This window comes from Polaromonas sp. YR568 (assembly GCF_943371715.1).
GTDB lineage: Bacteria > Pseudomonadota > Gammaproteobacteria > Burkholderiales > Burkholderiaceae_C > Polaromonas.
In genome coordinates this window covers 25793-52725 of sequence record NZ_CALRVW010000007.1, presented here as the reverse complement: position 1 = coordinate 52725, position 26933 = coordinate 25793, and the positions used below count along the sequence as shown (strand labels likewise).

Below are 26933 nucleotides of genomic sequence, written 5' to 3'. Positions count from 1 at the left end.
CCCATCGAACCCATAACCCGAAAGAAATTCACATGGCTATCGTAGAAGTCAAGGTCCCGCAGTTGTCCGAATCCGTGGCGGAAGCCACCATGCTGCAGTGGAAGAAAAAAGTCGGCGACGCCATCGCCATCGACGAGATCCTGATCGAGATCGAAACCGACAAGGTGGTGCTGGAAGTGCCCGCGCCTGCCGCCGGTGTCCTGTCCGAAATCCTGGTCGCCGACGGCGGCACGGTCACGGCCGAGCAACTGATTGCCCGAATTGACACCGAAGGCAAGGCAGCAGCCGTGGCGCCGGCCGCGGCAGCGGCAGCTGCATCACCTGCGGCCGCCGTTGCAGCGAGCCCGGCAGCCGCACCGGCCGCAGCCGCTGGCAGCATGGCGGGTGTGCCCATGCCCGCCGCTGCCAAACTGATGGCCGACAACCAGCTGGCTTCCGGCTCGGTGCCCGGTACCGGCAAGGACGGCCGTGTCACCAAGGGCGACGTGCTCGGTGCAGTGGCCGGTGGTGCGCCATCTGCTCCTAAATCAGTAGCTTCCAGTGCAATACCTACGGGCGTTCCGGCCACTTCCTTGCCTCAAGTGGCGGCGCCGGCCAGGGCCAGCGACCTGCGCGACCGTCCCGAGCAGCGCGTGCCCATGAGCCGCCTGCGCGCACGTATTGCCGAGCGTCTGTTGCAGTCGCAATCGACCAACGCGATCCTGACCACCTTCAACGAGGTCAACATGGCGCCCGTCATGGAGATGCGCAAGAAGTTCCAGGACCAGTTCACCAAGGAGCACGGCGTGAAGATCGGCTTCATGAGTTTCTTTGTGAAAGCCGCGGTGCATGCGCTGAAGAAATTCCCGGTGATCAATGCGTCGGTCGACGGCAATGACATCGTCTACCACGGCTATTTCGACATCGGCATCGCCGTCGGTTCGCCGCGCGGCCTGGTGGTGCCCATCCTGCGCAATGCCGACCAGATGAGTTTTGCCGACATCGAAAAGAAGATTGCCGAGTTTGGAAAAAAGGCACAGGACGGCAAGCTGGGCATTGAAGAAATGACCGGCGGCACATTCTCGATTTCCAACGGTGGCACGTTCGGCTCCATGTTGTCGACCCCCATCATCAATCCGCCCCAGTCGGCCATCCTGGGCGTGCATGCCACCAAGGACCGCGCCGTCGTCGAGAACGGCCAGATCGTGATCCGCCCGATGAACTACCTCGCGATGAGCTACGACCACCGCATCATCGACGGCCGCGAAGCCGTGCTCGGCCTGGTGGCGATGAAGGAAGCGCTGGAAGATCCGGCCCGCCTGTTGTTTGACATCTGAGGAGCCATACATGTCCAAACAATTCGACGTGATCGTCATCGGTGGCGGACCCGGCGGCTACATCGCCGCCATCCGCGCCGCCCAGCTGGGCTTCAACGTCGCCTGTATCGACGAGTGGAAAAACGCCAAGGGCGGACCGGCCCTGGGTGGCACCTGCACCAACATCGGCTGCATTCCGTCCAAGGCCTTGCTGCAATCGTCGGAACACTACGACCATGCCGCTCACCACTTTGCTGACCATGGCATCGAGGTCAAGGGTCTGGCCCTGGACGTTGCGAAGATGCTGGCGCGCAAGGACACGGTCGTCAAGCAGAACAACGACGGCATCGTCTACCTGTTCAAGAAGAACAAGGTCACCTTCTTCCATGGCCGGGGCTCTTTCGTCGCGGCGAAGGACGGTCTTTATGACATCAAGGTGGCGGGAGCCGCCGAGGAAGCCCTCTCCGGCAAACACGTCATCGTGGCCACGGGTTCGAATGCACGCGCCTTGCCCGGTGCGCCTTTTGATGAAGAAAACATCCTGTCCAACGACGGTGCGCTGCGTATCGGTGCGGTGCCGAAAAAGCTGGGCCTGATCGGTTCCGGCGTGATCGGCCTGGAAATGGGCTCGGTCTGGCGGCGCCTCGGTGCCGAGGTGACCATTCTGGAAGGCCTGCCGACTTTCCTCGGTGCCGTCGATCAGCAAATCGCCAAGGAAGCGCACAAGGCCTTTGTCAAGCAGGGCCTGAAGATCGAGCTCGGCGTCAAGGTCGGCGAGATCAAGTCCGGCAAAAAGGGCGTATCCGTCGCCTGGACCAATGCCAAGGGCGAGGCCCAGACGCTCGATGTTGACAAGCTGATTGTCTCGATCGGCCGGACCGCCAACACCATCGGCCTGGCACCGGAAACCGTCGGCCTGGCGCTGGACGAGCGTGGTGCCATCGTTGTCGATGAGGAATGCAAGACCAATTTGCCCAACGTCTGGGCCGTCGGTGATGTGGTGCGCGGCCCGATGCTGGCGCACAAGGCGGAAGAAGAGGGCGTGGCGGTGGCCGAGCGCATCGCCGGCCAGCACGGCCATGTCAACTTCAACACCATTCCCTGGGTGATTTACACCAACCCCGAGATCGCGTGGGTGGGCCAGACCGAAGAGCAGCTCAAGGCGGCGGGCCGGGCTTACAAGGCCGGCACCTTCCCCTTCATGGCCAACGGCCGTGCACGTGCCCTGGGCGATACCACCGGCATGGTGAAAATGCTGGCGGACGCCACCACCGACGAAATTCTCGGCGTGCACATCGTCGGTCCCTTCGCCAGCGAGCTGATCGCCGAATGTGTTGTGGCCATGGAGTTCCGTGCCAGCGCAGAGGACATTGCGAGAATCTGCCACGCCCACCCGTCACTCAGCGAGGCCACCAAGGAGGCGGCGCTGGCCGTCGACAAGCGCACGCTGAATTTCTGACTTCCGGCATCGAAACCTTGACGATGTCGGTGCGTTCGGATTACGAGTCTGAACTGAAGACCCGCGGTTACACCAGTGACCCTGCCCAGTTGCGCGCAGTGGACGCGCTGGAACGTTGCGCGACCGAGTGGGCGGCCTTCAAGGAGAAGCGCTCCAATGCGCTCAAGAAGCTGATCAACCGGCCCGACATTCCGCGCGGTGTCTACATGCACGGCGGGGTGGGGCGCGGCAAGAGTTTCCTGATGGACTGCTTTTACAACGCGGTTCCGCTCAAGCGCAAGACGCGCCTGCATTTTCACGAGTTCATGCGTGAAGTCCACCGTGAACTGCGCGACCTGCAGGGCACCGTCAATCCGCTCGATGAGCTGGGCAAACGGATTGCGAAACGTTACCGCCTCATCTGTTTTGACGAGTTTCATGTCGCCGACATCACCGATGCGATGATTCTGCACCGCCTGCTGGCGGCGCTGTTTGACAACGGCGTTGGTTTTGTCACCACCTCCAATTTTCATCCCGACGACCTGTACCCGAACGGCCTGCACCGCGACCGCATTTTCCCGGCGATAGCGCTGCTCAAGCAGAACCTGGAAGTCATCAGCGTGGACAACGGGAAGGACTACCGCCGCCGCACGCTCGAGCAGGTCAGGCTGTACCACACGCCGCTGGCACCGGAGGCGGACGCTGAGATGGAGGAAACTTTTCAGCGCTTGGCGGAGTCTCACGACGAATCGCCGGTGCTGCACATCGAGTCGCGGAAAATCCACGCCAGACGCAAGGCGGGCGGCGTTGTCTGGTTCGATTTCAAGACCCTGTGCGGCGGGCCGCGTTCACAAAATGACTACCTGGAAATCGCCACCCAGTTTCACACGGTGCTTCTCAGCAATGTGCCGCACATGCCCGTGCGCATGGCGTCCGAGGCGCGGCGCTTTACCTGGCTGGTTGATGTGCTCTACGACCGGCGTGTCAAACTCATCATGTCGGCGGAAGTCCCGCCTGAGGCGTTGTACACCGAAGGTCCCCTGGCACACGAGTTTCCCCGGACGGTGTCCAGGCTCAATGAAATGCAGTCTGCCGAGTTTCTGGCGCTGGAGCGCCGAAATGTGGATACCACCCTGACATGAAAAAACTGTTTCTTTTCCTGCTGCTCTCCACCCTGGGTTTCGCTTCAAGCGCTCAGACCCAGGATGAACTCATTTCTGCCGCCACCGATCGCGAGCGGCAACGCATCAACGCCGAACGCGCCACCCTGGAGGCGGCGTTTGATGCGGAAGAAGACGCCTGTTACAAAAAGTTCTTTGTCAACAGCTGCCTCAATGCCATCAAACCCAGACGGCGCGAGGCGATGGCCGATTTGAAGTTCCGGGAAGTTGCCCTCAACGAGCAGGAACGCCGGCAAAAGGCGGCCGAGCAGGTTCGCAAGACCGAGGAAAAATCGTCCCCCGAGGCCGAGCGCCAGGCTGCCGAACGCCGCGCCACGGCGCTGGAAGACAGCAAAGCCCGGGAGGAGCGGACGCGCCAGAAGGCCATCGACCGCAGTGATTTGAAGCAGAACGAAGCCGTCAATGCGGCCGAGGCTGCCGGCAAGGATCAGGGTTCCAAGGAGCGGGCGCGGGCGCGGGCGGAGAAGCAGGCCGCCAGCGCCAAAGAGACCCAGATTTACAAGGACAAACAGCTGGAAGCGCAGGAGAGAAAAGCCACCCGTGAGCAGAGGCTGCGCGAGCAGACCAAGCCGGCGGCCAAGCCCTTGCCCGCACCCGGCTGACGCTCGGTCAGATTCAGGCCAGCGCCTCGAGCTTGACGATCACCAGCGACAGGTTGTCGCCACCGCCATGGGCGCGCGAGCGGGCTTTCTGGATCAGGAATTCGGTGGCCTCACGCGGCGACAACATCGACAGGGCCGAGCCCATCTCGCTGGGACTGAAATAGTGCCAGACACCGTCGCTGCAGGCGATCAGTGAGTCGCCCGGACCCAGGTGGGGAATGTAATGCTGGCTCACCGGTGGCGCCTCCTCGGTGCCCAGGCAGCCCATCAGGATGTTGGACTGCGGATGCACGTTGGCTTCTTCCTCGGTGAGTTCGCCTTTGTCCACCAGTGTCTGGACATACGAGTGGTCGATGGTTCGCGTGACCAGCTTGGCCCCCCGAAAATGGTAGATGCGTGAGTCACCGGCGTGGACCCAGTGGCAGTCGCCGCCCGGGTTGATCAGAAACGCTGCCAGCGTGCTGTGCGGCTCCTGTTCGGCGGAAATAGCGGTGAGTTTGATCACAGTGTGGGCTTCTTCCACCAGCTGCTTGAGCACGGCCACCGCATCGTCGCTGTCGGGCGCATAACGCTCGAACAGCTGCTTGGCCGTCATCATGACCTGGTCGGATGCCTTGCGTCCGCCGCTTCGGCCGCCCATGCCATCTGCCACGATGCCGAGCATGCAGCCGGCGATGCGCGGATGGCTGAGCAGGGCCACCTGGTCCTGCTGGTAGTCGCGGTCTCCCTTGTGGATACCGGTAGACGCGGTGATTCGATAACCTTTGGACATATTGAAATGGCCGAGTCATGTGGACTCGATTTATCTCCGTAATCAACGTATTATCAGATGAAGCTGCCCCCCGGATCAAAAAACTTGGACTTCAACCTGCACTCCCCGGCGCGTCGCCTCATAGACCTCAAGATCGAACATGCGGATCTCAATGCCCTGGTGGACTTCACCGCACATGCCGTGCCGATCGACGAGTTGATGCTCAGGCGCCTGAAAAAACGCCGCCTGCTCCTGCGTGACCTGATCTCCCAGCTCGAGCTGGCCCTCGACCCTCCCGAACCCGCCTGATGAACCTGGAATCGCAAGTTCTGGAGGCTTTTGCCCCCGAAGGTGTGCTGGCGCGCGCAGCCGGGCATTTTGTCCCGCGCGGCGGACAGACCGACATGGCCTTGGCCGTGGCACGCGCCATCGAAGGCGCGTATCCGCTGGTGGTGGAGGCCAGCACCGGTGTCGGAAAAACCTTTTCTTACCTGGTGCCGGCCCTGCTCAGCGGCGAGCGGGTACTGCTGTCCACCGCCACCAAGGCCTTGCAGGACCAGCTGTTCGGACGTGACCTGCCGGCCCTGGTCAAGGCCCTGGGTGTGCCGGTCAGCACTGCCTTGCTCAAGGGGCGCGGCAGTTACCTCTGTCTGCACCGCATGGAGATGGCCCGCCATGACGCGAACTTTCCGGAGCGCAGCTCGCTTCGCGCGCTGGCCAAGGTGGAGGAGTGGGCACGTGGAACGGACACCGGCGATCTGGCTGAACTCCCCGGGCTTGACGAACGCTCACCGGTGATTCCCTGGGTGACCTCCACCCGCGAAAATTGCCTCGGTGCCCAGTGCCCGCGCTTTCGCGCCTGCCACGTCAACCATGCGCGCCGGGAAGCACTGGCGGCTGACGTGGTGGTGATCAACCACCACCTGTTTTTTGCGGATCTGGCGGTGCGCGAATCTGGCGTTGCCGAACTGCTGCCGACGGTGCGCATTGCGATTTTTGACGAGGCGCACCAGCTCAATGAGACCGGTGTGCAGTTTCTGGGAAAAAACCTGTCGACCGGGCAACTCCTCGATTTTGCGCGCGACATGCTGGGTACCGGGCTGCAGCTGGCGCGCGGCCTGCAGGACTGGCAGGCGCTGGCCGGGGCGACCGAACATGCGGCCCGTGACCTGCGCCTGTGTGTGGGCAAGGCCTATCCGGGCAGCAAGCTGCGCTGGACCGATGTTGCGCCCGAAGGCGTGACTCCTGCCGAATGGGCGCAGGCGCTGGCTGCTGTCAGCGCCGCGCTGGCTGGCGCCAGTGAGGCCCTGAACACCGTCAGTGACATTGCACCGGACTTCGTGCGCCTGCATGAGCGCGCGGCCGAACTGGAAGCGCGCGCCCGGGCTTTTGCTCTTGCGGCCGAGCCAGGCGGTGTTCGCTGGCTGGATGTGGGCACCCAGCTGCGGCTGGTGGAGTCCCCGCTGGATATCGCCCAAGCCATCCAGGCCAAGGTGTTCAGCGACGACAAGGCAGCGGCGAAAACCTGGATCTTCACCTCGGCCACCTTGGGCGACGATGCGCAATTGAGCTGGTTCACCCAGCCCTGCGGCTTGACCGGTGCCACGACGCTGCAGGTGGGCAGCCCTTTCGACTATGCGCGGCAGGCGGCGTTTTACATTCCGCGAAACTTCCCGAAGCCTGGCGACCCCACGCACACGGCTGCGGTGGCGGCCTCCGCAGCGGACTGGGCACGCCGGCTGGGTGGCCGCACCATGGTGCTGACAACGACCTTGCGCGCCTTGCGCGCCATCGGCGAGGCGCTGCAGGCGAGCTTTGAGAATTCGGGAGAAATCGAGGTGCTGGTACAGGGAGCGATGCCCAAGCGGACCCTGATTGAACGTTTCCGTCAGGCTGACAGCCATGGCGGACGCGGCTGCGTGCTGGTGGCGTCCGCCTCCTTCTGGGAAGGCATCGATGTGCCGGGTGAGGCGCTGCAGCTGGTGATCATCGACAAGCTGCCGTTTCCGCCGCCCAACGACCCGATGGTAGAGGCCAAGTCGCGGCTGCTGGAGTCAGAAGGCAAAAGCGCTTTCAACGACTATTTCCTGCCGGAAGCCGCCGTGGCGCTGAAGCAGGGTGCCGGGCGCCTGATACGCCGCGAAACCGATCAGGGCGTGCTGGTGGTCTGCGACAGCCGCCTGGCGTCCATGGGTTACGGCAAGCGGCTGCTGCGTGCGCTGCCGCCCATGCAGCGCCTGGCCTCGGAAGAGGAATTGAACGAGCGGCTGGATCTGCTTACCAGAACTTGTACCAGGGCCCATCCACCGACTTGAAGCCCTTGGACAGGTATTCGCTCTGGGGAAAGCTTCGTTCCATCACGCGCTTGGAGTCGTCGCGCAACTGGGTCATGTTCAGGGCGTCATAGGACTTGTACAGGATGAACAGGGCTTCTTCGAGCACCGGCACATCGCGGTAGTCTGCAATCGCGGTTTGCGCGCGGTTGATGGCCGAGATGTAGGCGCCGCGGGTGTAGTAGTAGCGGGCCACATGGACTTCATACTGGGCCAGGGAGTTGACGATGTAATTCATGCGCAGGCGCGCGTCGGCCGAATACTTGGACTCGGGAAAGCGGTTGACCAGTTCCTTGAAGGACTCGAAGGACTCCTTGGCGGCCTTCTGGTCCCGCTCGGACAGGTCCTGCTTGTACAGGAAGCTGAACAGGCCCAGGTTTTCATTGAAGTTGACCAGACCCTTGAGGTACAGGGCATAGTCGATGGCCGGACTGGCCGGGTGCAGCTTCATGAAGCGGTCCAGGGTGGCCAGTGCCTGTGCCTGCTCGCCGCTCTTGAACTGGGCATAGGCTTTTTCCAGCTGGGCCTGCTGCGCCAGCGGCGTGCCGGCCGCGCGGCCTTCGAGCTTTTCAAACAGCGGGACGGCCTTGTCGTAGGCGCCGGAATTCGCTTCATCCCTGGCTTCCGTGTAAATCTTGTTCGGGCTCCAGTTGGCCGTGGGGTCCTTCACGGTGGAGGAGCATGCCGAAAGGACGAATGCACAGACAAGCATGGCCGCTGCCACGGGGCGTGTAGCTGGAACAACCGATAATTTGGTGGAAAACATCGCAATTGATCCTGTTAATGACTGATTCTGTACAAAGCAAACTGATTATATCGAGCGCCACTGCGGCGGGCACTCTGGTCGAAGACATTCTGGGGGAGGGCGAGACGGCCGCCGATGCCGAGTTGCGCGAGGTCAGTGTTCCCGTGGAGAGTCACGGCGCGCGTCTGGACCGGGCACTGGCTGGCATTGTGCCCGAGTTCTCCCGCAGCTACCTGCAGCAACTGATAGCGTCGGCCGCCGTGCAGCTCAATGGCGTCACGGTGACCAAGGTCTCGGCCAAGGTCAAGGCCGGCGACGACCTCAAGATCGAACTCAAGCCCACGCCGCAAAGCCAGGCCTTCAAGCCGGAGGTGATGGCGCTGGAGCTTCTTTTTGAGGACGAGCATCTGCTGGTCATCAACAAGCCGGCGGGCCTGGTGGTGCATCCGGCGCCCGGCAACTGGAGCGGCACGCTGCTCAACGGGCTGCTGGCGCGCGATCCCCAGGCCAGCCTGCTGCCGCGCGCGGGCATTGTGCACCGGCTGGACAAGGACACCAGCGGCCTGATGGTGGTGGCGCGCAGGCGCCAGGTCATGGACCAGCTGGTGGCCATGATTGCCGAGCGAAGTGTCAGCCGCGAATACATCGCGCTGGCCCACGGCGCTTGGGAAGGGCCGAAGTCGCGTCAGGTCGAGACGCCGATTGGCCGCGATCCGCGCAATCGCCTCCGCATGGCGGTGGTGGACCTGGAGAAAACGGCCGGCAAGACCGCCTCGACCGGTTTTTACCTGCTGCAAAACGAAGGCCCGTTTTGCCTGGTGCGCTGCCGGCTGCAAACCGGCCGGACGCACCAGATCAGGGTGCACATGGCCTCCATCGGCCATCCGCTGGTGGCGGACGAGGTGTATGGCGGCAAGCCTGCCGCTGGCATGGTACGCCAGGCCCTGCATGCCTGCCGCCTGGCGTTCACCCACCCCGTGACCGGTGAGGCCCTCGAGTTCAGGGCGCCGCTGCCGGCGGATCTGGCCGCGGCGCTTGCCCAACTGGGGCTGGGATACAATCAAATGCAGTAGTTTTCTGCTACCCGCCGCATGGCGCGCCCAGATGTTGTGGTTGCGCATGAATGTGAACTGCGCCGCCAGGCGCCTTTATCTCGAATCATTTCGGAACCAAGACCATGAATACGACGGATGCCAAGCGCGTCCTCGAAACGGCACTTATTTGCGCGCAGCAGCCGCTGCCTTTGCGTGAAATGGGTGTTTTGTTCAACGGGGCACTGACCGCCGACACCCTCAAGCTGCTGCTGGAGGATCTGCAGAACGACTGGTCCGGCCGGGGGGTGGAGCTGGTGCATGTCGCGACCGGCTGGCGTTTCCAGAGCCGGCCGCAGATGCGCGAGTTCCTCGATCGCCTGCATCCCGAAAAACCGCCGCGCTACACCCGTGCTACGCTGGAGACGCTGGCCATCATTGCGTACCGCCAGCCGGTCACGCGTGGCGACATGGAAGACATCCGGGGCGTGACCATCAACAGCATGATTCTCAAGCAGCTTGAGGACCGGGGCTGGGTCGAGGTCATCGGCCACCGCGAAACCGTCGGGCGGCCGGGGCTGTATGCCACGACGCGGCAGTTTCTCGACGATCTGGGACTGGAGTCGCTGGACCAGTTGCCGGTCATGGACACCACGGCGGCGCAGGCGTCCATGCTCGATCAGATCGAGTTTGGCATGTCCGCGGCTGTTGCCGGCGACGAGGCGGCTAGCGGGCCGGCCGGCTTGCCGGACGATCCCGGGACCGGCTTGCCGGTCGCAGAACTTTCCGAGGCGGCGGATGCCGGCCATTCGCAGGACGCTCCGTTAACCAGCCTCACGGCCACCGATCCCAACGCCTGAACGCAAACGCATGAATCAAAAAGACAATCCGCCTCCGGCCACCGCTCCCACCCCCCAGGTGGATGAGCCCATTGTGCCGCCAGCCCCCGATACAGCTTCGCAGGCAGCTCCTGATTTGATAGCAATTGATGTTCCGCCTGCTGGTGATGCGACCCATGCGGTGTCGGGCAGGCCTGAGCGCGCGGCGCAGGTGACGCCGGCGCTGGCCCGTTTTGAAGACGTGGTGACCGGTCAGTTCGATGCCGACGAAGAAGAAGACGTGGCGCTTGAGCTTCCCAAGCGCGTGCTGCTGCCCCAGCCGGAAACGCCCAAGCTGCACAAGGTGCTGGCGCAGGCGGGCCTGGGCTCCCGGCTGGAAATGGAGCAGCTGATTCTGGAAGGCCGGATTTCCGTCAATGGCGAACCGGCTCACATTGGCCAGCGCATCCAGTTTGGCGACACGGTCAAGGTCAACGGCAAGCCGATCCGCGTGCGCATCGACCCGCCGCCGCCGCGGGTCATCGCCTACCACAAGCCTGCCGGCGAGGTGGTGTCGCATGACGACCCGCAAAACCGGCCGACCGTGTTTCGCCGACTGCCCAAGCTGTTCCAGGGCAAGTGGCAGTCGGTGGGCCGGCTCGACCTGAACACCGAGGGGCTGTTGCTGCTGACCAGTTCCGGCGAACTCGCCAACAAACTCATGCATCCCCGTTTTGGCCTGGAGCGCGAGTACGCGGTGCGTGTGCTCGGTGCGCTGAACAACGAAGAGAAAAAGCGCCTGCTCGATGGCGTGCAACTCGACGACGGTCTGGCCCAGTTCAGCACGATTGAAGCCGGCGGAGGCGAGGGCGCCAACTGCTGGTACCGCGTGACGATTTCTGAAGGCCGTAACCGCGAAGTACGCCGCATGTTCGAAGCGGTAGGCCACGCCGTCAGCCGACTGATCCGCATCCGTTACGGCGCGGTGGTGCTGCCGCGCGGCCTCAAGCGCGGCGCCTTTGTCGAACTCGACGAGCGCGACATCGACGCACTGACCAGCGCTGTTGGACGTTCGGAGGCGCGCGCCGATCCGCGTGGAGCCGGCAGAAGCGCCGGGGAAGCCGGAGATGCCGGGGAAGCCGGCGCTGGCGAGGGCCGTCCGGGGCGCGGACCGCGCCGCAACGACCGTTCACGCGGTGGACGGGCACGACCCGACAACGGCGCCCCCCGGGCACCGGATGCGCAGGCCATGCCGGAAAAGAGCCGGACGGCCGAGTCAGGCGACCATGGCGATGAGACCGGCCATGATCCGCTGGACCTCCAGCCACCCCTGAACCGCAACGAAGCGCCACGCGACGCCAACCGTCGCCGCGGCGCGAAGGGCGGCCGCGGCAACGGGGGCAACCCCGGCGCCGGGTCCCGATCCGGCCCACCCGGCAAGTTTGGCGGCAACACCGGTGGGCAGGGGCCGAAACGCCGTGATGACCGCGGCGGTGATCGTGGCGACCGCGGCGACAAAGGTCCCGGCGGGGCACAGCCCGACCCGATGAAGACTTCGTTTGGTTATATCGGCGCTGAAACCTTCACCCGCCAGCGGCAGGCCCCGGGCCAGGGCCAGCGTCGTGGGGGCAGTGGCACGGGCGGCGGCGGTGCATCAGGCCCGCGGCGAAGCGGTGGTGGTGGCGGCAGCGGCGGAGGTGGAAATCGCGGCGGAAACCGCAGCGGCGGCGGCAACCGCGGCGGAAACCGCTGACTCCACGGCGTATCCCCACGCTCATTTGCCCAAGGGCCATTGTCCGCGGGTTAAAATCAGAGGCTTTATTCGATTTGAATAAATCCCAGAAAATCAAGGTTAAGGAAATCTCATGGCGATCGAACGCACTCTCTCCATCATCAAACCCGATGCAGTGGCCAAAAATGTCATTGGTCAAATTTATGCACGCTTTGAGGCTGCCGGCCTGAAAGTGGTTGCTGCCCGGATGGCGCACCTGTCGCGCGGCGAAGCCGAAGCCTTTTATGCCGTGCATAAAGAGCGTCCTTTCTTCAAGGATCTGGTCGAGTTCATGATTTCCGGCCCGGTCATGATTTCCGCCCTGGAAGGCGAAAACGCGATCCTCAAACACCGCGACCTGATGGGTGCGACGGATCCGAAGAAAGCCGCCGCCGGTACCATTCGCGCCGATTTTGCCGACAGCATCGATGCCAATGCCGTGCATGGCTCCGACGCCGTTGAAACTGCCCAGGTGGAGATCAGCTTCTTCTTCGCGGGCATGAACATCTATTCGCGCTGAAGCGCGGATTTCCATGCAATGACGGCCAACCTGCTTGATTACGATCTGGAAGGTCTGGCCGCCTTTTGCGGGCAGCTCGGGGAAAAACGTTTCCGGGCTACCCAGCTTTTTCGCTGGATTCACCAGAAGGGTGCGACCGATTTCGACCAGATGACCGATCTGGCCAAGTCCCTGCGCGAAAAACTCGCCGGCGCGGCCCATATCCAGGGCCTCAAGCCGGTCTCCCGGCACGATTCAGCCGACGGCACCATCAAGTGGCTGTTCGACGTTGGTGTCGGCGATGTCATTGAAACCGTTTTTATCCCCGAAGCCGACCGCGGAACGCTTTGCATTTCGTCGCAAGCCGGCTGCGCTGTCGGCTGCCGTTTTTGTTCCACCGGGCACCAGGGCTTCAGTCGCAACCTGACCACGGCGGAGATCATCGGCCAGCTCTGGTATGCCGAACATTTTCTGCGCAAGCACCTTGGCAAAACCGAGCGCGTCATTTCCAACGTGGTGATGATGGGCATGGGCGAGCCGCTGCAAAATTACGGACAACTGCTGCCCGCCCTGCGCGTGATGCTCGACGACCATGCCTATGGGCTTTCGCGCCGGCGTGTGACGGTCTCGACCTCGGGCGTGGTTCCCATGATGGACCGCCTGGCGCAGGATTGTCCGGTCGCGCTGGCGGTGTCGCTGCATGCGCCGGAAGACGAGCTGCGCAGCAACCTGGTGCCGCTGAACAAAAAGTACCCGATCGCCGAACTGCTTGAAGCCTGCACACGTTACCAGGCTGCAGCACCCAGGGACTTCATCACTTTTGAATACTGCATGCTCGACGGCGTCAATGACCAGCCAGAACATGCGCGCATGCTGGTGGAGTTGATGCGCAGGCATTCGCTGCAAGGGCTGGCCTGCAAGTTCAACCTGATCCCTTTCAATCCGTTTCCGGCTTCCGGCTTGAAACGCTCCGACATGCCACAGGTGCTGGCTTTCGCCAGGATCCTGATGGATGCCGGCATCGTCACCACCGTGCGAAAAACCCGCGGCGACGACATCGACGCCGCCTGCGGCCAGCTCGCCGGCGATGTGCAGGACCGCACCGGTGTCCAGCAGCGCATGGCCACGCAGCGGCAGGGTATGCTCAAGGGCATCAAGATTGTCTCCAGAGAGGTCGGTGTATGAAGCGTGTCCGCAATGTCGTGTTGATGTCTGCTTGCTGGGCGGCTCTGCTGCTCGCGGGCTGTGCCGGCAAACCGGGTTCCGCGCCTGGCGCCGCGAGCGGGCGCGGGGAGATCATGACGGAGTCGGACGAGCCGGACGTGCGCAAACGCGCGCGCATCCGCCTGGAGCTGGCCGCCAACTATTTTCAGCAGGGGCAGACCAACGTCGCCCTCGACGAACTCAAGCAGGCGCTGGTGACCGATCCGACCTATGCCGATGCCTACAATCTGCGCGGCCTGGTCTACATGCGCATGAATGACAACGCGCTCGCCGAGGACAGTTTCCGGCGGGCCATGACGCTTAATCCGCGGGACGGCGACGTGCTGCACAACTACGGCTGGCTGCTGTGCCAGCAAAACCGCCACAGCGAATCGACCGCGCTGTTTGCACGCGCCATCGCCACGCCCCAGTACAGCGGCCAGGCCAAAACACTGATGGCGCAGGGGCTTTGTCAGGTGCGGGCTGGGCAGAAAGCGGAGGGCGAGCGCAGCCTGCTGCAATCGTACGAGCTGGACGCCGGCAACCCGGTCACCGGCTACAACCTGGCGAGCTTGCTGTTCCAGCGCGGGGACCTCGTGCGTTCGCAGTTCTACATTCGCCGTTTGAACAACAGCAACCTGGCCAATGCCGAGACGTTGTGGCTGGGCGTGAAGGTGGAGCGCAGCCTGGGCAACCGGGAAGCGATGCTGCAGCTGGCCGACCAGCTTAAAAAACGCTTCGGCCAGTCACGTGAGGCCGCAGCTTACGAAAGAGGAGCCTTCAATGACTGATGCCGACGTCCAGCTGCCGGGCAACGCTGCCATGGCGCAGCACGACTCGTCGCCTCACGTCCTGCAAGACCAGGCATATGCCGAGCCTGCGGTCAGTGCCGGTTCCCTGATCCGGCAGGCGCGCGAGGCCGCAGGCCTGCACATCGCGGCATTGGCTGTGGCCTTGAAGGTACCGGTCAAAAAGCTCGAGGCGCTGGAGGCCGACAGGCTGGACCTGTTGCCGGACGCCGTTTTTGTCCGGGCGCTGGCGGCAAGCGTTTGCCGCACCCTCAAGATCGATACGGCTGAAGTGCTGGCGCTGTTGCCGCAAACCGGCAAGCCCAATCTGGGGCAGCAAAGTGCGCCCATCAATGCCCCGTTTCGCTCCCCGGGTGACGGACCCGGTCCCTCCCTGCTGGCGCAGATCTCCCGGCCAGCCGTTCTGGCGGGCTTGTTGCTGGTGCTGGGGGCCCTGGTCCTGATCTTCCTGCCCGCTGCCCAGCAGTCTGGCATCGCCATCCAGCCGGCGGCCTCTTTGCCTGCCCTTGCCGACACACCTGCGGCCCCGTCGGGCGCGCTGTCCGGGGTGGCCATGGCCAAGACCGAATTGCTGGAAATGGACAAACCCCCCGTTGCCGACAGCGCGGCCCAACCGTCTGCGTCTGCGGGTGTGGCTCCATCCGCCCCTGTGCTGGCATCGCAGCTGTCCAGTGTCGCGTCGCCGCCCGCGCCCGTCGCCGTCTCGGTGGCCATGGCGGTGCCGGCCACGCCGGCTGTGGCAGTGCCTGTGCCGCCCGCAGCGGCCGGCATCATCGTGTTCAAGGCCAAAGGGGAGTCCTGGGTCGAAGTCACCGATGCCAGAGGCACGGTGGTATTGCGTCGTACCCTGGCTGCTGGGGAAGAGGCAGGGGCATCGGGTGTCCTGCCGCTGGCCGCTGTGGTGGGCCGGGTTGATGCGACGCAGGTCGAGGTGCGGGGCAAGGCCTTTGACCTGGGGACCGTGAGCAAAGACAACGTTGCACGTTTTGAGGTGAAGTAGTGGCAGCATGTTTTCCGGTGGAGTCGGCTGCGCCCAAGGCGCGTCTGTCGTCCCAGGCGCGAGTTGTCTGGGGCTCGCGTGTGGTCACGGTGGGCGGCGATGCGCCCGTGCGTGTGCAGTCCATGACCAACACCGACACGGTGGACGCGATCGGCACGGCCATTCAGGTCAAGGAACTGGCGATTGCCGGATCGGAAATGGTCCGCATCACCGTCAACACGCCGGAAGCTGCGGCGCAGGTGCCCTACATCCGCGAGCAACTCGACCGCATGGGCATCGACGTGCCGCTGATCGGCGACTTCCATTACAACGGCCACCGCTTGCTGACCGACTACCCGGCCTGTGCCGAGGCGCTGTCCAAGTACCGCATCAACCCCGGCAACGTCGGCAAGGGCGAAAAACACGACCGGCAGTTCGGGCAGATGATAGAAGCGGCGGTCCGCTGGAACAAGCCGGTGCGCATTGGCGTCAACTGGGGCAGCCTGGACCAGGAACTGCTGGCCAGCCTGATGGACGAGAACAGCCGGCGCGACCAGCCCTGGGACGCGAAACAGGTGATGTACGAGGCGCTGATCACCTCGGCCATTGGCTCGGCCGAACTGGCCGAGCAGATGGGCATGGACCGAAACCAGATCATCCTGTCCTGCAAGGTCAGCGGCGTGCAGGACCTGATTTCGGTTTACCGTGAACTTTCCAAGCGCTCGCGTTATGCGCTGCACCTCGGCCTGACCGAAGCCGGCATGGGCACCAAGGGCACGGTCGCGTCCGCCGCCGCGCTTTCTATCCTGCTGCAGGAAGGCATCGGCGACACCATCCGTGTCTCGCTCACGCCGCAGCCCGGTGAAGCGCGCACGCAGGAAGTGCTGATCGCCTCCGAAATCCTGCAGGCGCTCGGTCTGCGCAGCTTTGTGCCCAGCGTCACCGCCTGTCCCGGCTGCGGCCGCACGACCAGCACCACTTTCCAGGAACTGACCAAGGAAATCGACGACTTCCTGCGCGCCCAGATGCCGGTCTGGCGGGCCCGCTACCCCGGCGTGGAAAAACTCAAGGTCGCGGTGATGGGCTGCATCGTCAACGGGCCGGGTGAAAGCAAACATGCCGACATCGGCATCAGCCTGCCGGGCTCGGGCGAAGCACCGGCCGCACCGGTCTATATTGACGGCGAAAAGGCGGTGACGCTGCGCGGTGACCAGATCGCGCAGGAGTTCCGGGTCATTGTCGAAAACTACATTGAAAAGCGCTTTGGCACGCAAGCCGTCGCCCCGGTCGCTTAAACAAAGATTCCATGGCTGAAAAACTGACTGCCGTCAAAGGCATGAACGACATATTGCCGCCCGATTCGGCGCGCTGGGAATGGCTGGAGGACAAGGTGCGCGCGCTGATGGCGCGTTATGCCTACCGCAACATTCGCACGCCCATCGTCGAGCCCACGGCGCTGTTTGTGCGCGGGCTCGGCGAGGTGACCGACATTGTCGAAAAAGAGATGTACTCGTTCGAGGACAGGCTCAACGGCGAAGCCCTGACCCTGCGGCCCGAAAACACCGCCGGTGTGGTCCGGGCCGTGGCCGAGCACAGCATGCTGTACGACGGTGGCAAGCGCCTGTATTACATGGGACCGATGTTCCGGCACGAGCGCCCACAGCGGGGCCGCTACCGGCAGTTTCACCAGATCGGTGCCGAAGCGCTGGGTTTTCCCGGCGCCGAAGTCGATGCCGAGCTGATCCTGCTGGCCGACGCCTTGTGGAAAGAGCTGGGCCTGAAGGACGTGCGGCTGGAGCTCAACAGCCTGGGCCAGCCCGACGAACGCAAGTTGCACCGTGCCGCGTTGATCAGCTATTTCGAAACCAACGCCGACCAGCTCGACGACGAAGCCAAACGCCGGCTGCACAGCAATCCGCTGCGCATCCTTGACACCAAAAACCCGAAAATGCAGGCCCTGGTGGAGGCTGCGCCGCGGCTGATTGATTTCCTCGGGGAGGCATCGTTGGCGCATTTCAGCAGCGTCAAGGCCATTCTCGAGGCCAACGGTATCGCCTACAGCATCAACCCACGGCTGGTGCGCGGCATGGACTACTACAACCTCACGGTGTTCGAGTTCATCACCGACAGCCTGGGCTCGCAGGGCACTATCTGCGGCGGCGGCCGTTACGACTACCTGATCGAGCAGATCGGTGGCAAGGCCGCGCCTGCCGTGGGCTGGGCGCTGGGCGTGGAGCGGGTGCTCGAGCTGATCAGGGAGCAGGGCGGGGCCGCGGACCTGCCGGTACCGGACGCCTACGCGATTGTTCCCGAAGCCTCGGCTTTGCCCGTGGTCCTGAAAACCCTGCAGGCCTTGCGCACCCTCGGCGTCAGCGTGCAGATGCATGCGGCCTCCGGCGCCTCCGCAGACGGCATGGGCAGCATGAAGTCCCAATTCAAGAAGGCCGACGCCAGCGGCGCCCGCTTCGCCCTCATCTTTGGCGAGGCCGAACTGGCGCAGGGCAGTGTGGCCGTCAAGCCCCTGCGCGGCGAAAAGATCGAGGCCGCCCAGGCGCAAACCCTGCAGCCGCTGGAGACCGTGGCCCTGTGGGCACGCAGTCTGCAGGCCGGCGTCTGACAGCGACCCCTACAATCAACACAATTCAATTGGCGGAACCAGCAGAGCTCTATGGCAAAACATCTCGATTTGGAAGAACAGGAACAGCTTGACGAGCTGAAACACTTCTGGAAGCAGTACGGCGATCTGATTACCTGGGGCTTGATTGTCATTTTTGGCGCTTTTGCAGCCTGGAACGGCTACAACTACTGGCAGCGCGATCAGGCCGCCAAGGCAGCGATGATGTACGACGAGGTCGAGCGAGCCGCCCAGTCGGGAGACACCAGCCGGCTGGACCGCGCCATGACCGACATGAAGGAGCGTTTTGCCGGGACGGCTTTCGCCCAGCAGGCGGGCTTGCTGGCGGCCAGGACCTATTACGACAAGGGCAACCTCGATGCCGCCAAGGTTTCCCTGAGCTGGGTGGCCGGCAAAAGTGCCGATGAAGGTTACCAGGCGATTGCCAAGCTGCGTCTGGCGGGTTTGCTGCTGGAAGCCAAAGCCTACGACGAGGCCCTGCAGCAACTTTCCGGAACCTTCCCCAAGGACTTTGTCGCGCTGGCGGCGGATCGCCGCGGCGACATCCTCGCCGCTCAGGGCAAGAAAAGCGAAGCCCGGGCCGAATACGAAAAAGCCTGGAAAGGCATGGATGAGCGCACCGAGTACCGGCGCCTGGTCGAAGTCAAACTCAATGCGCTCGGGCTGAACCCGTCGGCGGCATTGGCCCCTGCTGCAGCCGCCGCTGCAGTTTCTCCCGCGTCCGCCCCGGAGGTCAAGCAGTGATTTTCAAGTCTTTTAAGCCCCTGGCCCAAGCTGGAAAAGCGCCAGCAGCTATCGTTTTGGTAGCAATCTTGTCCGGCTGCTCGACGTTCAGTGGTTTTTTCGGCAGTTCCGTCAAGAAGCCGCAGCCGGCCGAACTGCAGCCGGTGGTGGCGCTGGTGCCGGCCAAGCAGGTCTGGACTGCCCGTATCGGCGAGGTGTCTTTCCCGCTCCAGCTCAACGTCTCGGGTGACACCGTTTTGGCGGCAAGCACCAACGGCACCGTGGTGGCGCTGGACGCGCGCAGCGGCCGCGACTTCTGGCGCACCAATGTCGGCGCACCGATTGCGGCTGGCGTGGGCAGCGACGGCAAGGTGGCCGCTGTGGTCACGCGGGCCAACGAAGTGGTGGCCCTGTCCGGTGGCAAGGAAATCTGGCGCCAGAAACTGGCGGCCCAGGCCTTCACCGCTCCGTTTGTGGCCGGCGGCCGGGTGTTCGTGCTTGCAGCCGACCGCTCGGTCAATGCCTTTGACGGACAAACCGGGCGCAAGCTCTGGTCCCAGCAACGCCCCAGCGAGCCGCTGGTGCTGCGCCAGTCAGGCGTCATGCTCGCCGTCGGTGACACACTGGTGGTGGGCTTGGCCGGCCGCCTGAGCGGACTCAACCCGCTCAACGGCAGCATCCGCTGGGAGGCGCCGATCGCCTCGCCGCGCGGCATCAATGATGTGGAGCGTCTGGTGGACCTGGTCGGTACCGTGAGCCGCACCGGCAACACGGTCTGCGCCCGGGCGTTCCAGGCCAGCGTCGGCTGTGTCGATGCCCAGCGTGGCGCCCTGTTGTGGACCAAGCCCGCCAATGGCGCGCAGGGCATTGATGGTGACGACAACCTGGTGTTTGGCACCGAAGCTGACGGCAAGGTTCTGGCCTGGCGCCGCAGCGACGGCGAGAGCGCCTGGAGTTCGGACAGCCTGCGTTACCGCAGCCTGAGTGCACCGCTGGTGGTGGGCCGCTCCGTCGCCATCGGCGACTCCGCCGGGTTTGTGCACCTGTTGTCCCGCGCAGACGGCTCCTTGCTGAACCGCCTTGTGACCGACGGCTCGCCGGTGGCAGCGTCCCCGGTCTTGGCCGGCAATATCCTGATTGCGGTCACGCGTTCAGGCGCTGTTTTCGGCTTCGCGCCCGAGTAGATGTTGGCCCCCACGCTTGTCACTTCGTGTACTGCGCTGCCCCCCGAGGGGGCGCTGCGCCTGCGGCCCGGCGAAGCCCGCTCCGCGGCCCCGGCTGATAGAGACGCGGCTTCCACGCTTGTCACTTCGCTGCCTCTTTTGATCGCTATTTCGTGAAACCTGTAATTGCCCTGGTCGGTCGCCCCAATGTGGGCAAATCGACGATTTTCAACCGCCTGACCAAGTCGCGTGACGCGATCGTGGCCGACTATGCCGGCCTGACGCGGGATCGCCACTACGGCAATGGTCACCTGGGCGCACAGGAGTTCATCGTCATCGACACCGGCGGCTTCGAGCCCAAGGCGGTCGATGGCATTTACAAGGAAATGGCCAAGCAGACCCGGCAGGCGGTGGCGGAAGCCGACGTCGTGGTGTTTGTGGTCGATGCGCGTGCCGGGGTGAATGCCCAGGACCACGAGATCGCCAAATACCTGCGCAAGCTGGGCAAGCCGACGGTGTTGACCGCCAACAAGGCCGAGGGCATGACCGAGGGTGTGCAGCTGTCCGAGTTTTTTGAGCTCGGTCTCGGCGAGGTCCTGCCGGTGTCCGCCTCGCACGGACAGGGCATGCGTACGCTGGTCGAGATGGCGCTGCAGCCGCTGAACCTGCCCGATCCGGACGAGGAGGGCGAGCCCAGCGACCCGACGGTGATCAAGCTGGCGGTGGCGGGCCGGCCCAATGTCGGCAAATCGACGCTGATCAACACCTGGCTGGGCGAGGAGCGCCTGGTGGCGTTTGACCAGCCCGGCACCACACGCGACGCCATTTCCGTGCCCTTCGAGCGCGGCGGGCAGAAATTCGAGCTGATCGACACCGCCGGTCTGCGCCGCAAGGGCAAGGTGTTCGAGGCGATTGAAAAGTTCTCGGTGGTCAAAACCCTTCAGGCCATTGAAAGCGCCAATGTGGTGCTGTTGCTGCTGGACGCGACCCAGGGCGTGACCGACCAGGACGCCCACATTGCCGGCTACATCCTGGAGAGTGGGCGTGCGGTGGTACTGGCTGTGAACAAATGGGATGCGGTGGACGCCTACCAGAAGGAAATCCTGCAGCGGTCCATCGAAACCCGGCTGTCCTTCCTGAAGTTCGCCACCATCCACAATATTTCCGCCATCAAGCGCCAGGGCCTGGGCCCGGTCTGGAAATCGATTGTCCAGGCCCATGCCTCGGCGAACCGCAAGATGTCGACGCCGGTGCTGACCCGCCTGCTGCTCGAGGCGGTGCAGTTCCAGAGCCCGCAGCGGGCCGGCATGTTCCGTCCCAAGCTGCGTTATGCGCACCAGGGCGGCATGAACCCGCCCATCATCATCGTGCATGGCAATTCGCTGGAACACGTCACCGACGCCTACAAGCGCTTCCTGGAAGGGCGCTTCCGCAAGGAGTTCGACCTGGTGGGCACGCCGCTGCGCATCCAGATGAAATCGTCCAGCAACCCCTTTGCAGGCAAAGATTCCGCCTAGGACTACAGGCAGGGCCAACCGGCTGTGGTAAGGTGAAGTCCTATCAACTCTTGAACACGGAAAATATCGTGAGCAACAACAAAGGTCAGCTTTTGCAGGACCCTTTCCTCAATACTTTGCGCCGTGAGCATGTGCCGGTGTCGATTTACCTCGTCAACGGCATCAAGCTTCAGGGTCAGATCGAATCTTTCGATCAGTATGTGGTCCTGCTGCGCAACACCGTCACCCAGATGGTCTACAAACACGCCATTTCGACCATTGTTCCTGGTCGTGCAGTCAATTTCGCTGCACCTGAATCGCAAGAAAGCCCAGCCAGCTGAGTTCCCAGGACCTCTCCCCGGCGGCAGCGCCTCTGGCCATTTTGGTCGGGGTCGATCTGGGCCTCCCCAATTTTGATGCCGGCCTGGAAGAGCTGGGCCTGCTGGCCCAGACGGCCGGCCTGCAGCCGGTCGCCCGCGTGGTCTGCAAGCGCAGGGCGCCGGATGCCGCGCTGTTCATCGGTAGCGGCAAGGCCGACGAGATCAAGATGCTCGCCCTGGAGACAGGCGCCAGCGAAATCCTGTTCGACCAGTCCCTGAGCCCGGCCCAGCAACGCAATCTGGAGCGCGTGCTCGGCCTGCCGGTCAATGACCGCACCCTGCTAATCCTGGAGATTTTTGCCCAGCGCGCGCGCAGCCACGAAGGCAAGCTGCAGGTCGAACTCGCGCGCCTTCAGTACCTGTCGACGCGCCTGGTCAGGCGTTGGTCTCACCTGGAGCGGCAGACCGGCGGCGCCGGCGTTCGTGGTGGTCCGGGCGAGAAACAGATCGAGCTCGACAAACGCATGATCGGCGAGTCCATCAAGCGCACCAAGGAGCGCCTCACCAAGGTCAAGAAGCAGCGCCAGACCCAGCGGCGCCAGCGCGAGCGGCGCAACTCCTTCACGATTTCCCTGGTCGGCTACACCAATGCCGGCAAGACGACACTGTTCAATGCCCTGGTCAAGGCGCGCGCCTACGCGGCCGACCAGCTGTTTGCGACGCTGGACACCACGACCCGGCAGTTGTACCTTGGCGACGCTGCCCGGTCGGTGTCGTTGTCCGACACGGTGGGTTTCATTCGCGACCTGCCGCACGGGCTGGTCGATGCGTTTGCCGCCACCCTGCAGGAAGCCGCGGACGCAGACTTGCTGCTGCATGTGGTCGATGGTGCGAATCCGGACCATCTCGAGCAGATCGAGCAGGTGCAACGCGTGCTGGCTGAGATTGGCGCGGCCGACGTGCCGCAGATTCTGGTCTTCAACAAGCTCGACGCCCTTGAAAAAGCGCGCCGACCGCTGCAACTGAGTGACAGTTTCGAGGTCAAGGATGCCTTTTCGGACACGGGCCGGCGTGTGGACCGGGTTTTTGTCAGTGCACAGACCGGTGAGGGCCTGTCCCTGTTGCGCGAGCTGCTGGCCCGGCATGCGTTGCAGGCACCCGTCGAAGATAGCCCCCCAATCAATGAGGCCGTGGCCTGATTAGGCACAATGTGGGAATCATAAAAAAAGTGAGCTCGATTTCATGAACCTGAACCCTGTGTTACAGACGCTGACGACCCTGCCAGGAAGGCTGAGGCATCGCGCCCGAGGAATGTTCAATTTGAACGATCCGCGCTGGGGTCGCGACGATGACAACAAGACTCCGCCTGACGAGTCCAAGCCCGAGTCCGGCCGCGATGAGGTGCCGCCTGTGCGCCCGCCAGCGCCGAATCGGCCGCAGGGTCAGGGCCAAGGCCAGGGACCCAACCAGGGACCGCCCGATCTGGACGAATTGTGGCGTGACTTCAACCGCAAGCTGGGCGGTCTTTTCGGCGGCGCCAAAAATGCCGGGCAGCGCGGCCGTGGCATCGGCGGTCTGGGCGGCGGGGGCGGCAGCGGCGGCCCCGGCGGGTTCCAGCCTGACATGAAAAGTGCCGGTATCGGTATTGGCCTGATTGCCGGCGTGGCCGTGCTGATCTGGCTGGGCACCGGCTTCTTCATCGTGCAGGAGGGCCAGCAGGCCGTCATCACCCAGTTCGGCAAGTACAACTCGACCGTCGGTGCCGGTTTCAACTGGCGCCTGCCTTACCCCGTGCAGCGTCATGAAGTCGTCGTGGCGACCCAGATCCGCTCCGTTGACGTGGGCCGCGACACCATCATCAAGGCCACCGGCCTGCGTGAATCGGCCATGCTCACGGAAGACGAGAACATCGTCGAGATCAAGTTTGCGGTCCAGTACCGCCTGAACGACGCCCGCGCCTACCTTTTCGAGACCCGTGATCCCGCCGCCACCGTGGTGCAGGCGGCTGAAACCGCGGTGCGCGAAGTGGTTGGCAAGATGAAAATGGACTCCGCACTGGCCGAGGAGCGCGACCAGATCGGACCGCGCGTACGCACCCTGATGCAGACCATCCTGGACCGCTACAAGGTTGGTGTGGAAGTGGTCGGCATCAATTTGCAGCAAAGCGGTGTGCGTCCGCCTGAGCAGGTGCAGGCCTCGTTCGACGATGTGCTGAAGGCCGGGCAGGAGCGCGAACGCGCGAAAAACGAAGCCCAGGCCTATGCCAACGACGTGATTCCACGCGCGGTCGGTTCGGCATCGCGCCTCAAGGAAGAGTCGGAAGCCTACAAGGCCAGGGTGGTGGCACAGGCGCAGGGTGATTCCGAGCGCTTCCGCTCGGTGCTGACCGAGTACCAGAAGGCGCCCCAGGTGACGCGCGACCGCATGTACACCGACGCCATGCAACAGGTGTACAGCAATGTGACCAAGGTGCTGGTGGAGTCGCGCCAGGGGTCCAACCTGCTGTATCTGCCGCTCGACAAGTTGATGCAGGCAACCACGCAGGGCGGTGCAACCAAGGCCGCCGTGGAGCCGGCCGGATCGGCGGCCTTGCCCCCGGTCGCTCCACCCGCCTCGACCCTTGATACGCGGGCCCGTGACACCTCACGCACCCGCGACCGCGAAACACGCTAAGGAATTGCCGTGAATAGAGTTGGATTTATTGCTTCTTCGATGCTGGTGGCGCTGGCATTGCTCAGTTCCATGCTGTTTGTGGTTGACCAGCGGCAGTTCGGCGTGGTGTATGCCCTGGGCCAGATCAAGGAAGTCATCCTGGAGCCTGGCCTGAACTTCAAGTTGCCGCCGCCTTTCCAGAACGTGTCGTACATCGACAGGCGGCTGCTGACCCTGGACAGCACCGATGCGGAACCCATGCTGACTGCCGAGAAGCAGCGCGTGGTCATCGACTGGTATGTCAAGTGGCGCATCACCCAGCCCTCGGAGTACATCCGCAATGTCGGGCTGGATGAGCGTGCCGGTGCCAACCAGCTGAACCGGGTCGTTCGCAACGCCTTCCAGGAAGCCATCAACAAGCGCACCGTCAAGGACCTGCTGTCCCTCAAGCGCGAAGCCCTGATGGCCGACGTGAAGACCGAGGTGCTGGAAGTCGTGCGCGGCGCCAAGCCCTGGGGTATTGACGTGATCGACGTGCGCATCACGCGTGTCGACTATGTGGAAGCCATCACCGAATCGGTCTATCGCCGCATGGAGGCCGAGCGCAAGCGGGTCGCCAACGAGTTGCGTTCCACCGGTGCGGCCGAGGGCGAGAAGATCCGTGCTGATGCTGACCGCCAGCGCGAGGTCACCATCGCCAATGCCTACCGCGAAGCGCAGAAAATCAAGGGTGAGGGCGATGCACAGGCCGCCGCTGCCTACAGCGAAGCCTTTGGCCGTGATCCGCAGTTTGCCCAGTTTTACCGCAGCCTGGACGCCTACAAGGCCAGCTTCGACAAAAAGGGCGACGTGATGGTGATCGATCCTTCGTCCGACTTCTTCAAGGCCATGCGCAGCTCCGGCAGCGGGACGGCCCCGGCCAGCAAAAAATAACGGCCTGTCTTGGACAGCAGCACGCTCTGGCTGGCACTGGCCTTGATGCTGGTGATCGAGGGGCTGCTGCCGTTTTTCTCGCCGCGCGGCTGGCGCGGCATGTTCGAGAAGATCCTCCAACTCACGGACGGGCAGATCCGCTTTTTCGGGCTCGGCAGCATCGTGGCCGGCCTGGTGTGGATGGCCTTTCTGCTTTGACCGCGCGCCGCTGACGCGGCGGGTCTGGCGCCTGTATTTGCGTCCGCTGGTCATCTAGGTGCCGGCGCGGGCCGAAAACAGGCCGCAAGCCCGGTAAAATCCTGTTTTTAACAGCCCACGATAAATACATGCCCGCCTGGTCGTCATCATGGCAATTGCCGGATCAAATTGCCGATGTCCTGCCCTCCGAGGCGCGTCACATCGAAGAGCTGCGTCGACTGTTTCTCGACACGGCGCGCAGCTACGGCTACGAGCTGGTCATGCCGCCGCTGCTCGAACACCTCGAATCCCTGCTGACCGGCACCGGCGAAGCGCTGGACCTGCAGACCTTCAAGCTGGTCGACCAGCTCTCGGGCCGCACCTTGGGCCTGCGCGCCGACACCACGCCGCAGGTGGCCCGCATCGACGCCCACCTGCTCAACCGCCAGGGCGTGGCCCGCCTGTGTTACTGCGGCCCGGTGTTGCACACCCGCGCCGACCGCCCGCATGCCACGCGCGAGCCGCTGCAGTTCGGCGCCGAAATTTACGGTCATGCCGGCCTGGAGGCCGACCTCGAAGCCCAGTTGCTGGCGCTGGAAGGCCTGAGTGCCGCCGGCGTCACGAAGCTGTCGGTGGATATGGCCGATGTGCGCATCGTGAGCAGCCTGCTGGCAGGCGCGAAGGTCAGTGCCTCCATGCTGGCGCGCATTCATGCCGCCCTGGCGAGCAAGGACGCCAGTGAGCTGGCAAGCCTGACGACCAGCCTCAACGGTGAGCTGCCCGCCGCGGCACGCCAGGGACTGCTTGCCCTGTTGCAGTTCTATGGCGACGAGAAGGTACTGCTGGAGGCCGAAAAAGCGTTCAAGGCCTTGCCCGAAGCGCTCAAGGCGCTGCAGAACCTGAAGTGGCTGGCCACCCATGTCCGCAGCCTGGCGAACAATGTCAGCATCGGTTTTGACCTGGCCGACCTGCGTGGTTATGCCTACTACAGCGGCACCCGTTTTGCGATTTATGGCCGTGGCCAGCGTGACGGCGCCCAAGGCGCCGAGCTGGTGCGCGGTGGCCGGTATGACGAGGTCGGCGCCGTGTTCGGGCGCAACCGTCCGGCCGCCGGGTTCAGCCTGGACCTGAAAGAACTGGTCAGCGTGCTGACACCCAAACCCTTGCGTCCCGCCATCCGCGCCCCCTGGGGCGAAGAAGCCGGGTTGCGCAGCGCGATTGCCGCACTGCGCGCCGGCGGTGAAACCGTGGCCTGCGTCTTGCCCGGCCATGAACACGAAGTTGATGAATTTGACTGTGACCGCGAACTGGCCAGCGTGGCCGGCCAGTGGCAGGTCCAGCCGCTGGGCAACAAGCCGGCCTGAAGCCGTGCCGCCCGC

26 protein-coding genes are annotated in these 26933 nt (G+C 63.8%); 24 read left to right on the top strand and 2 right to left on the bottom strand.

Annotation, left to right across the window (positions count from 1 at the left end):
- Positions 1-32: 32 nt before the first annotated feature.
- From odhB to AAG813_RS07255, 4 genes are read left to right on the top strand one after another with little or no spacing between them, the layout of a single operon-like run.
- Positions 33-1316 (top strand): 2-oxoglutarate dehydrogenase complex dihydrolipoyllysine-residue succinyltransferase, encoded by a 1284-nt coding sequence (gene odhB / locus AAG813_RS07270; RefSeq protein ID WP_341913376.1) that lies wholly within the window; start codon positions 33-35, stop codon positions 1314-1316.
- 10 nt (positions 1317-1326) lie between these two features.
- Complete coding sequence (gene lpdA, locus AAG813_RS07265; RefSeq protein ID WP_341913373.1) at positions 1327-2754, top strand: dihydrolipoyl dehydrogenase; 1428 nt, start codon at positions 1327-1329, stop codon at positions 2752-2754.
- Positions 2755-2777: 23 nt separating this feature from the next.
- Positions 2778-3875: a cell division protein ZapE gene (gene zapE, locus AAG813_RS07260; protein ID WP_341913371.1), complete on the top strand. Its 1098-nt coding sequence runs from the start codon at positions 2778-2780 to the stop codon at positions 3873-3875.
- Entirely contained in the window at positions 3872-4516 is a 645-nt protein-coding gene (locus AAG813_RS07255) for a hypothetical protein (RefSeq protein WP_341913369.1), read from the top strand. Before zapE ends, AAG813_RS07255 begins: the two co-directional genes overlap by 4 nt.
- A gap of 13 nt (positions 4517-4529) precedes the next feature.
- Here AAG813_RS07255 and AAG813_RS07250 read toward each other — a convergent pair whose 3' ends face one another.
- Positions 4530-5288: a protein phosphatase 2C domain-containing protein gene (locus AAG813_RS07250; RefSeq protein WP_341913367.1), complete on the bottom strand. Its 759-nt coding sequence runs from the start codon at positions 5286-5288 to the stop codon at positions 4530-4532.
- A gap of 84 nt (positions 5289-5372) precedes the next feature.
- Here AAG813_RS07250 and AAG813_RS07245 point away from each other — a divergent pair, with 84 nt between their 5' ends.
- The gene (locus AAG813_RS07245) at positions 5373-5576 is read left to right on the top strand and encodes a DUF465 domain-containing protein (RefSeq protein ID WP_341913365.1); all 204 of its coding nucleotides are present in this window, start codon (positions 5373-5375) and stop codon (positions 5574-5576) included.
- A complete protein-coding gene (locus AAG813_RS07240) occupies positions 5576-7582 on the top strand; it encodes an ATP-dependent DNA helicase (RefSeq protein ID WP_341913362.1) in 2007 nt (668 codons plus the stop codon). The genes AAG813_RS07245 and AAG813_RS07240 overlap by 1 nt, the downstream gene beginning before the upstream one ends.
- Here the strand turns inward: AAG813_RS07240 and AAG813_RS07235 are convergent.
- Positions 7545-8366 carry an outer membrane protein assembly factor BamD gene (locus AAG813_RS07235; protein ID WP_341913360.1) on the bottom strand — a complete coding sequence of 274 codons (822 nt, stop codon included), beginning with the start codon at positions 8364-8366 and terminating at the stop codon, positions 7545-7547. The genes AAG813_RS07240 and AAG813_RS07235 overlap by 38 nt on opposite strands.
- Positions 8367-8383: 17 nt before the next feature.
- Between AAG813_RS07235 and AAG813_RS07230 the strand changes: the two genes are divergently transcribed.
- From AAG813_RS07230 to AAG813_RS07145, 18 genes are all read left to right on the top strand, one after another.
- Complete coding sequence (locus tag AAG813_RS07230; RefSeq protein ID WP_341913358.1) at positions 8384-9418, top strand: RluA family pseudouridine synthase; 1035 nt, start codon at positions 8384-8386, stop codon at positions 9416-9418.
- A gap of 104 nt (positions 9419-9522) precedes the next feature.
- Positions 9523-10236, top strand: coding sequence for an SMC-Scp complex subunit ScpB (scpB, locus tag AAG813_RS07225; RefSeq protein WP_341913356.1), 714 nt, complete (start codon positions 9523-9525; stop codon positions 10234-10236).
- Between the two features lie 10 nt (positions 10237-10246).
- The gene (locus tag AAG813_RS07220; protein WP_341913354.1) at positions 10247-11947 is read left to right on the top strand and encodes a pseudouridine synthase; all 1701 of its coding nucleotides are present in this window, start codon (positions 10247-10249) and stop codon (positions 11945-11947) included.
- A 112-nt stretch (positions 11948-12059) separates the two neighbouring features.
- Positions 12060-12485, top strand: a complete 426-nt coding sequence (ndk, locus tag AAG813_RS07215) for a nucleoside-diphosphate kinase (RefSeq protein ID WP_096662563.1) — start codon at positions 12060-12062, stop codon at positions 12483-12485.
- A gap of 18 nt (positions 12486-12503) precedes the next feature.
- Positions 12504-13649 (top strand): 23S rRNA (adenine(2503)-C(2))-methyltransferase RlmN, encoded by a 1146-nt coding sequence (gene rlmN / locus AAG813_RS07210; RefSeq protein ID WP_341913350.1) that lies wholly within the window; start codon positions 12504-12506, stop codon positions 13647-13649.
- Entirely contained in the window at positions 13646-14458 is an 813-nt protein-coding gene (pilW, locus tag AAG813_RS07205) for a type IV pilus biogenesis/stability protein PilW (protein ID WP_341913348.1), read from the top strand. Before rlmN ends, pilW begins: the two co-directional genes overlap by 4 nt.
- Positions 14451-15476 carry a RodZ domain-containing protein gene (locus tag AAG813_RS07200; protein WP_341913345.1) on the top strand — a complete coding sequence of 342 codons (1026 nt, stop codon included), beginning with the start codon at positions 14451-14453 and terminating at the stop codon, positions 15474-15476. The genes pilW and AAG813_RS07200 overlap by 8 nt, the downstream gene beginning before the upstream one ends.
- Entirely contained in the window at positions 15476-16750 is a 1275-nt protein-coding gene (ispG, locus tag AAG813_RS07195) for a flavodoxin-dependent (E)-4-hydroxy-3-methylbut-2-enyl-diphosphate synthase (protein WP_341913342.1), read from the top strand. Before AAG813_RS07200 ends, ispG begins: the two co-directional genes overlap by 1 nt.
- Positions 16751-16761: 11 nt before the next feature.
- Positions 16762-18072 (top strand): histidine--tRNA ligase, encoded by a 1311-nt coding sequence (gene hisS / locus AAG813_RS07190; protein WP_341913339.1) that lies wholly within the window; start codon positions 16762-16764, stop codon positions 18070-18072.
- Between the two features lie 51 nt (positions 18073-18123).
- Entirely contained in the window at positions 18124-18834 is a 711-nt protein-coding gene (locus AAG813_RS07185; RefSeq protein WP_341913337.1) for a tetratricopeptide repeat protein, read from the top strand.
- A complete protein-coding gene (gene bamB / locus AAG813_RS07180) occupies positions 18831-19997 on the top strand; it encodes an outer membrane protein assembly factor BamB (protein WP_341913335.1) in 1167 nt (388 codons plus the stop codon). The genes AAG813_RS07185 and bamB overlap by 4 nt, the downstream gene beginning before the upstream one ends.
- 152 nt (positions 19998-20149) lie before the next feature.
- Positions 20150-21493 (top strand): ribosome biogenesis GTPase Der, encoded by a 1344-nt coding sequence (gene der, locus AAG813_RS07175; RefSeq protein ID WP_341913333.1) that lies wholly within the window; start codon positions 20150-20152, stop codon positions 21491-21493.
- Positions 21494-21543: 50 nt separating this feature from the next.
- Positions 21544-21813: an RNA chaperone Hfq gene (gene hfq / locus AAG813_RS07170; RefSeq protein ID WP_300539994.1), complete on the top strand. Its 270-nt coding sequence runs from the start codon at positions 21544-21546 to the stop codon at positions 21811-21813.
- A 38-nt stretch (positions 21814-21851) separates the two neighbouring features.
- The gene (hflX, locus tag AAG813_RS07165) at positions 21852-22991 is read left to right on the top strand and encodes a GTPase HflX (protein WP_341913556.1); all 1140 of its coding nucleotides are present in this window, start codon (positions 21852-21854) and stop codon (positions 22989-22991) included.
- Positions 22992-23034: 43 nt separating this feature from the next.
- Positions 23035-24465, top strand: coding sequence for an FtsH protease activity modulator HflK (gene hflK, locus AAG813_RS07160; RefSeq protein WP_341913329.1), 1431 nt, complete (start codon positions 23035-23037; stop codon positions 24463-24465).
- A 9-nt stretch (positions 24466-24474) separates the two neighbouring features.
- Positions 24475-25377 carry a protease modulator HflC gene (hflC, locus tag AAG813_RS07155; protein ID WP_341913327.1) on the top strand — a complete coding sequence of 301 codons (903 nt, stop codon included), beginning with the start codon at positions 24475-24477 and terminating at the stop codon, positions 25375-25377.
- Positions 25378-25386: 9 nt separating this feature from the next.
- Positions 25387-25575, top strand: coding sequence for a DUF2065 family protein (locus AAG813_RS07150; RefSeq protein WP_341913325.1), 189 nt, complete (start codon positions 25387-25389; stop codon positions 25573-25575).
- Between the two features lie 128 nt (positions 25576-25703).
- Positions 25704-26918, top strand: a complete 1215-nt coding sequence (locus AAG813_RS07145) for an ATP phosphoribosyltransferase regulatory subunit (protein ID WP_341913323.1) — start codon at positions 25704-25706, stop codon at positions 26916-26918.
- Positions 26919-26933 lie beyond the last annotated feature (15 nt).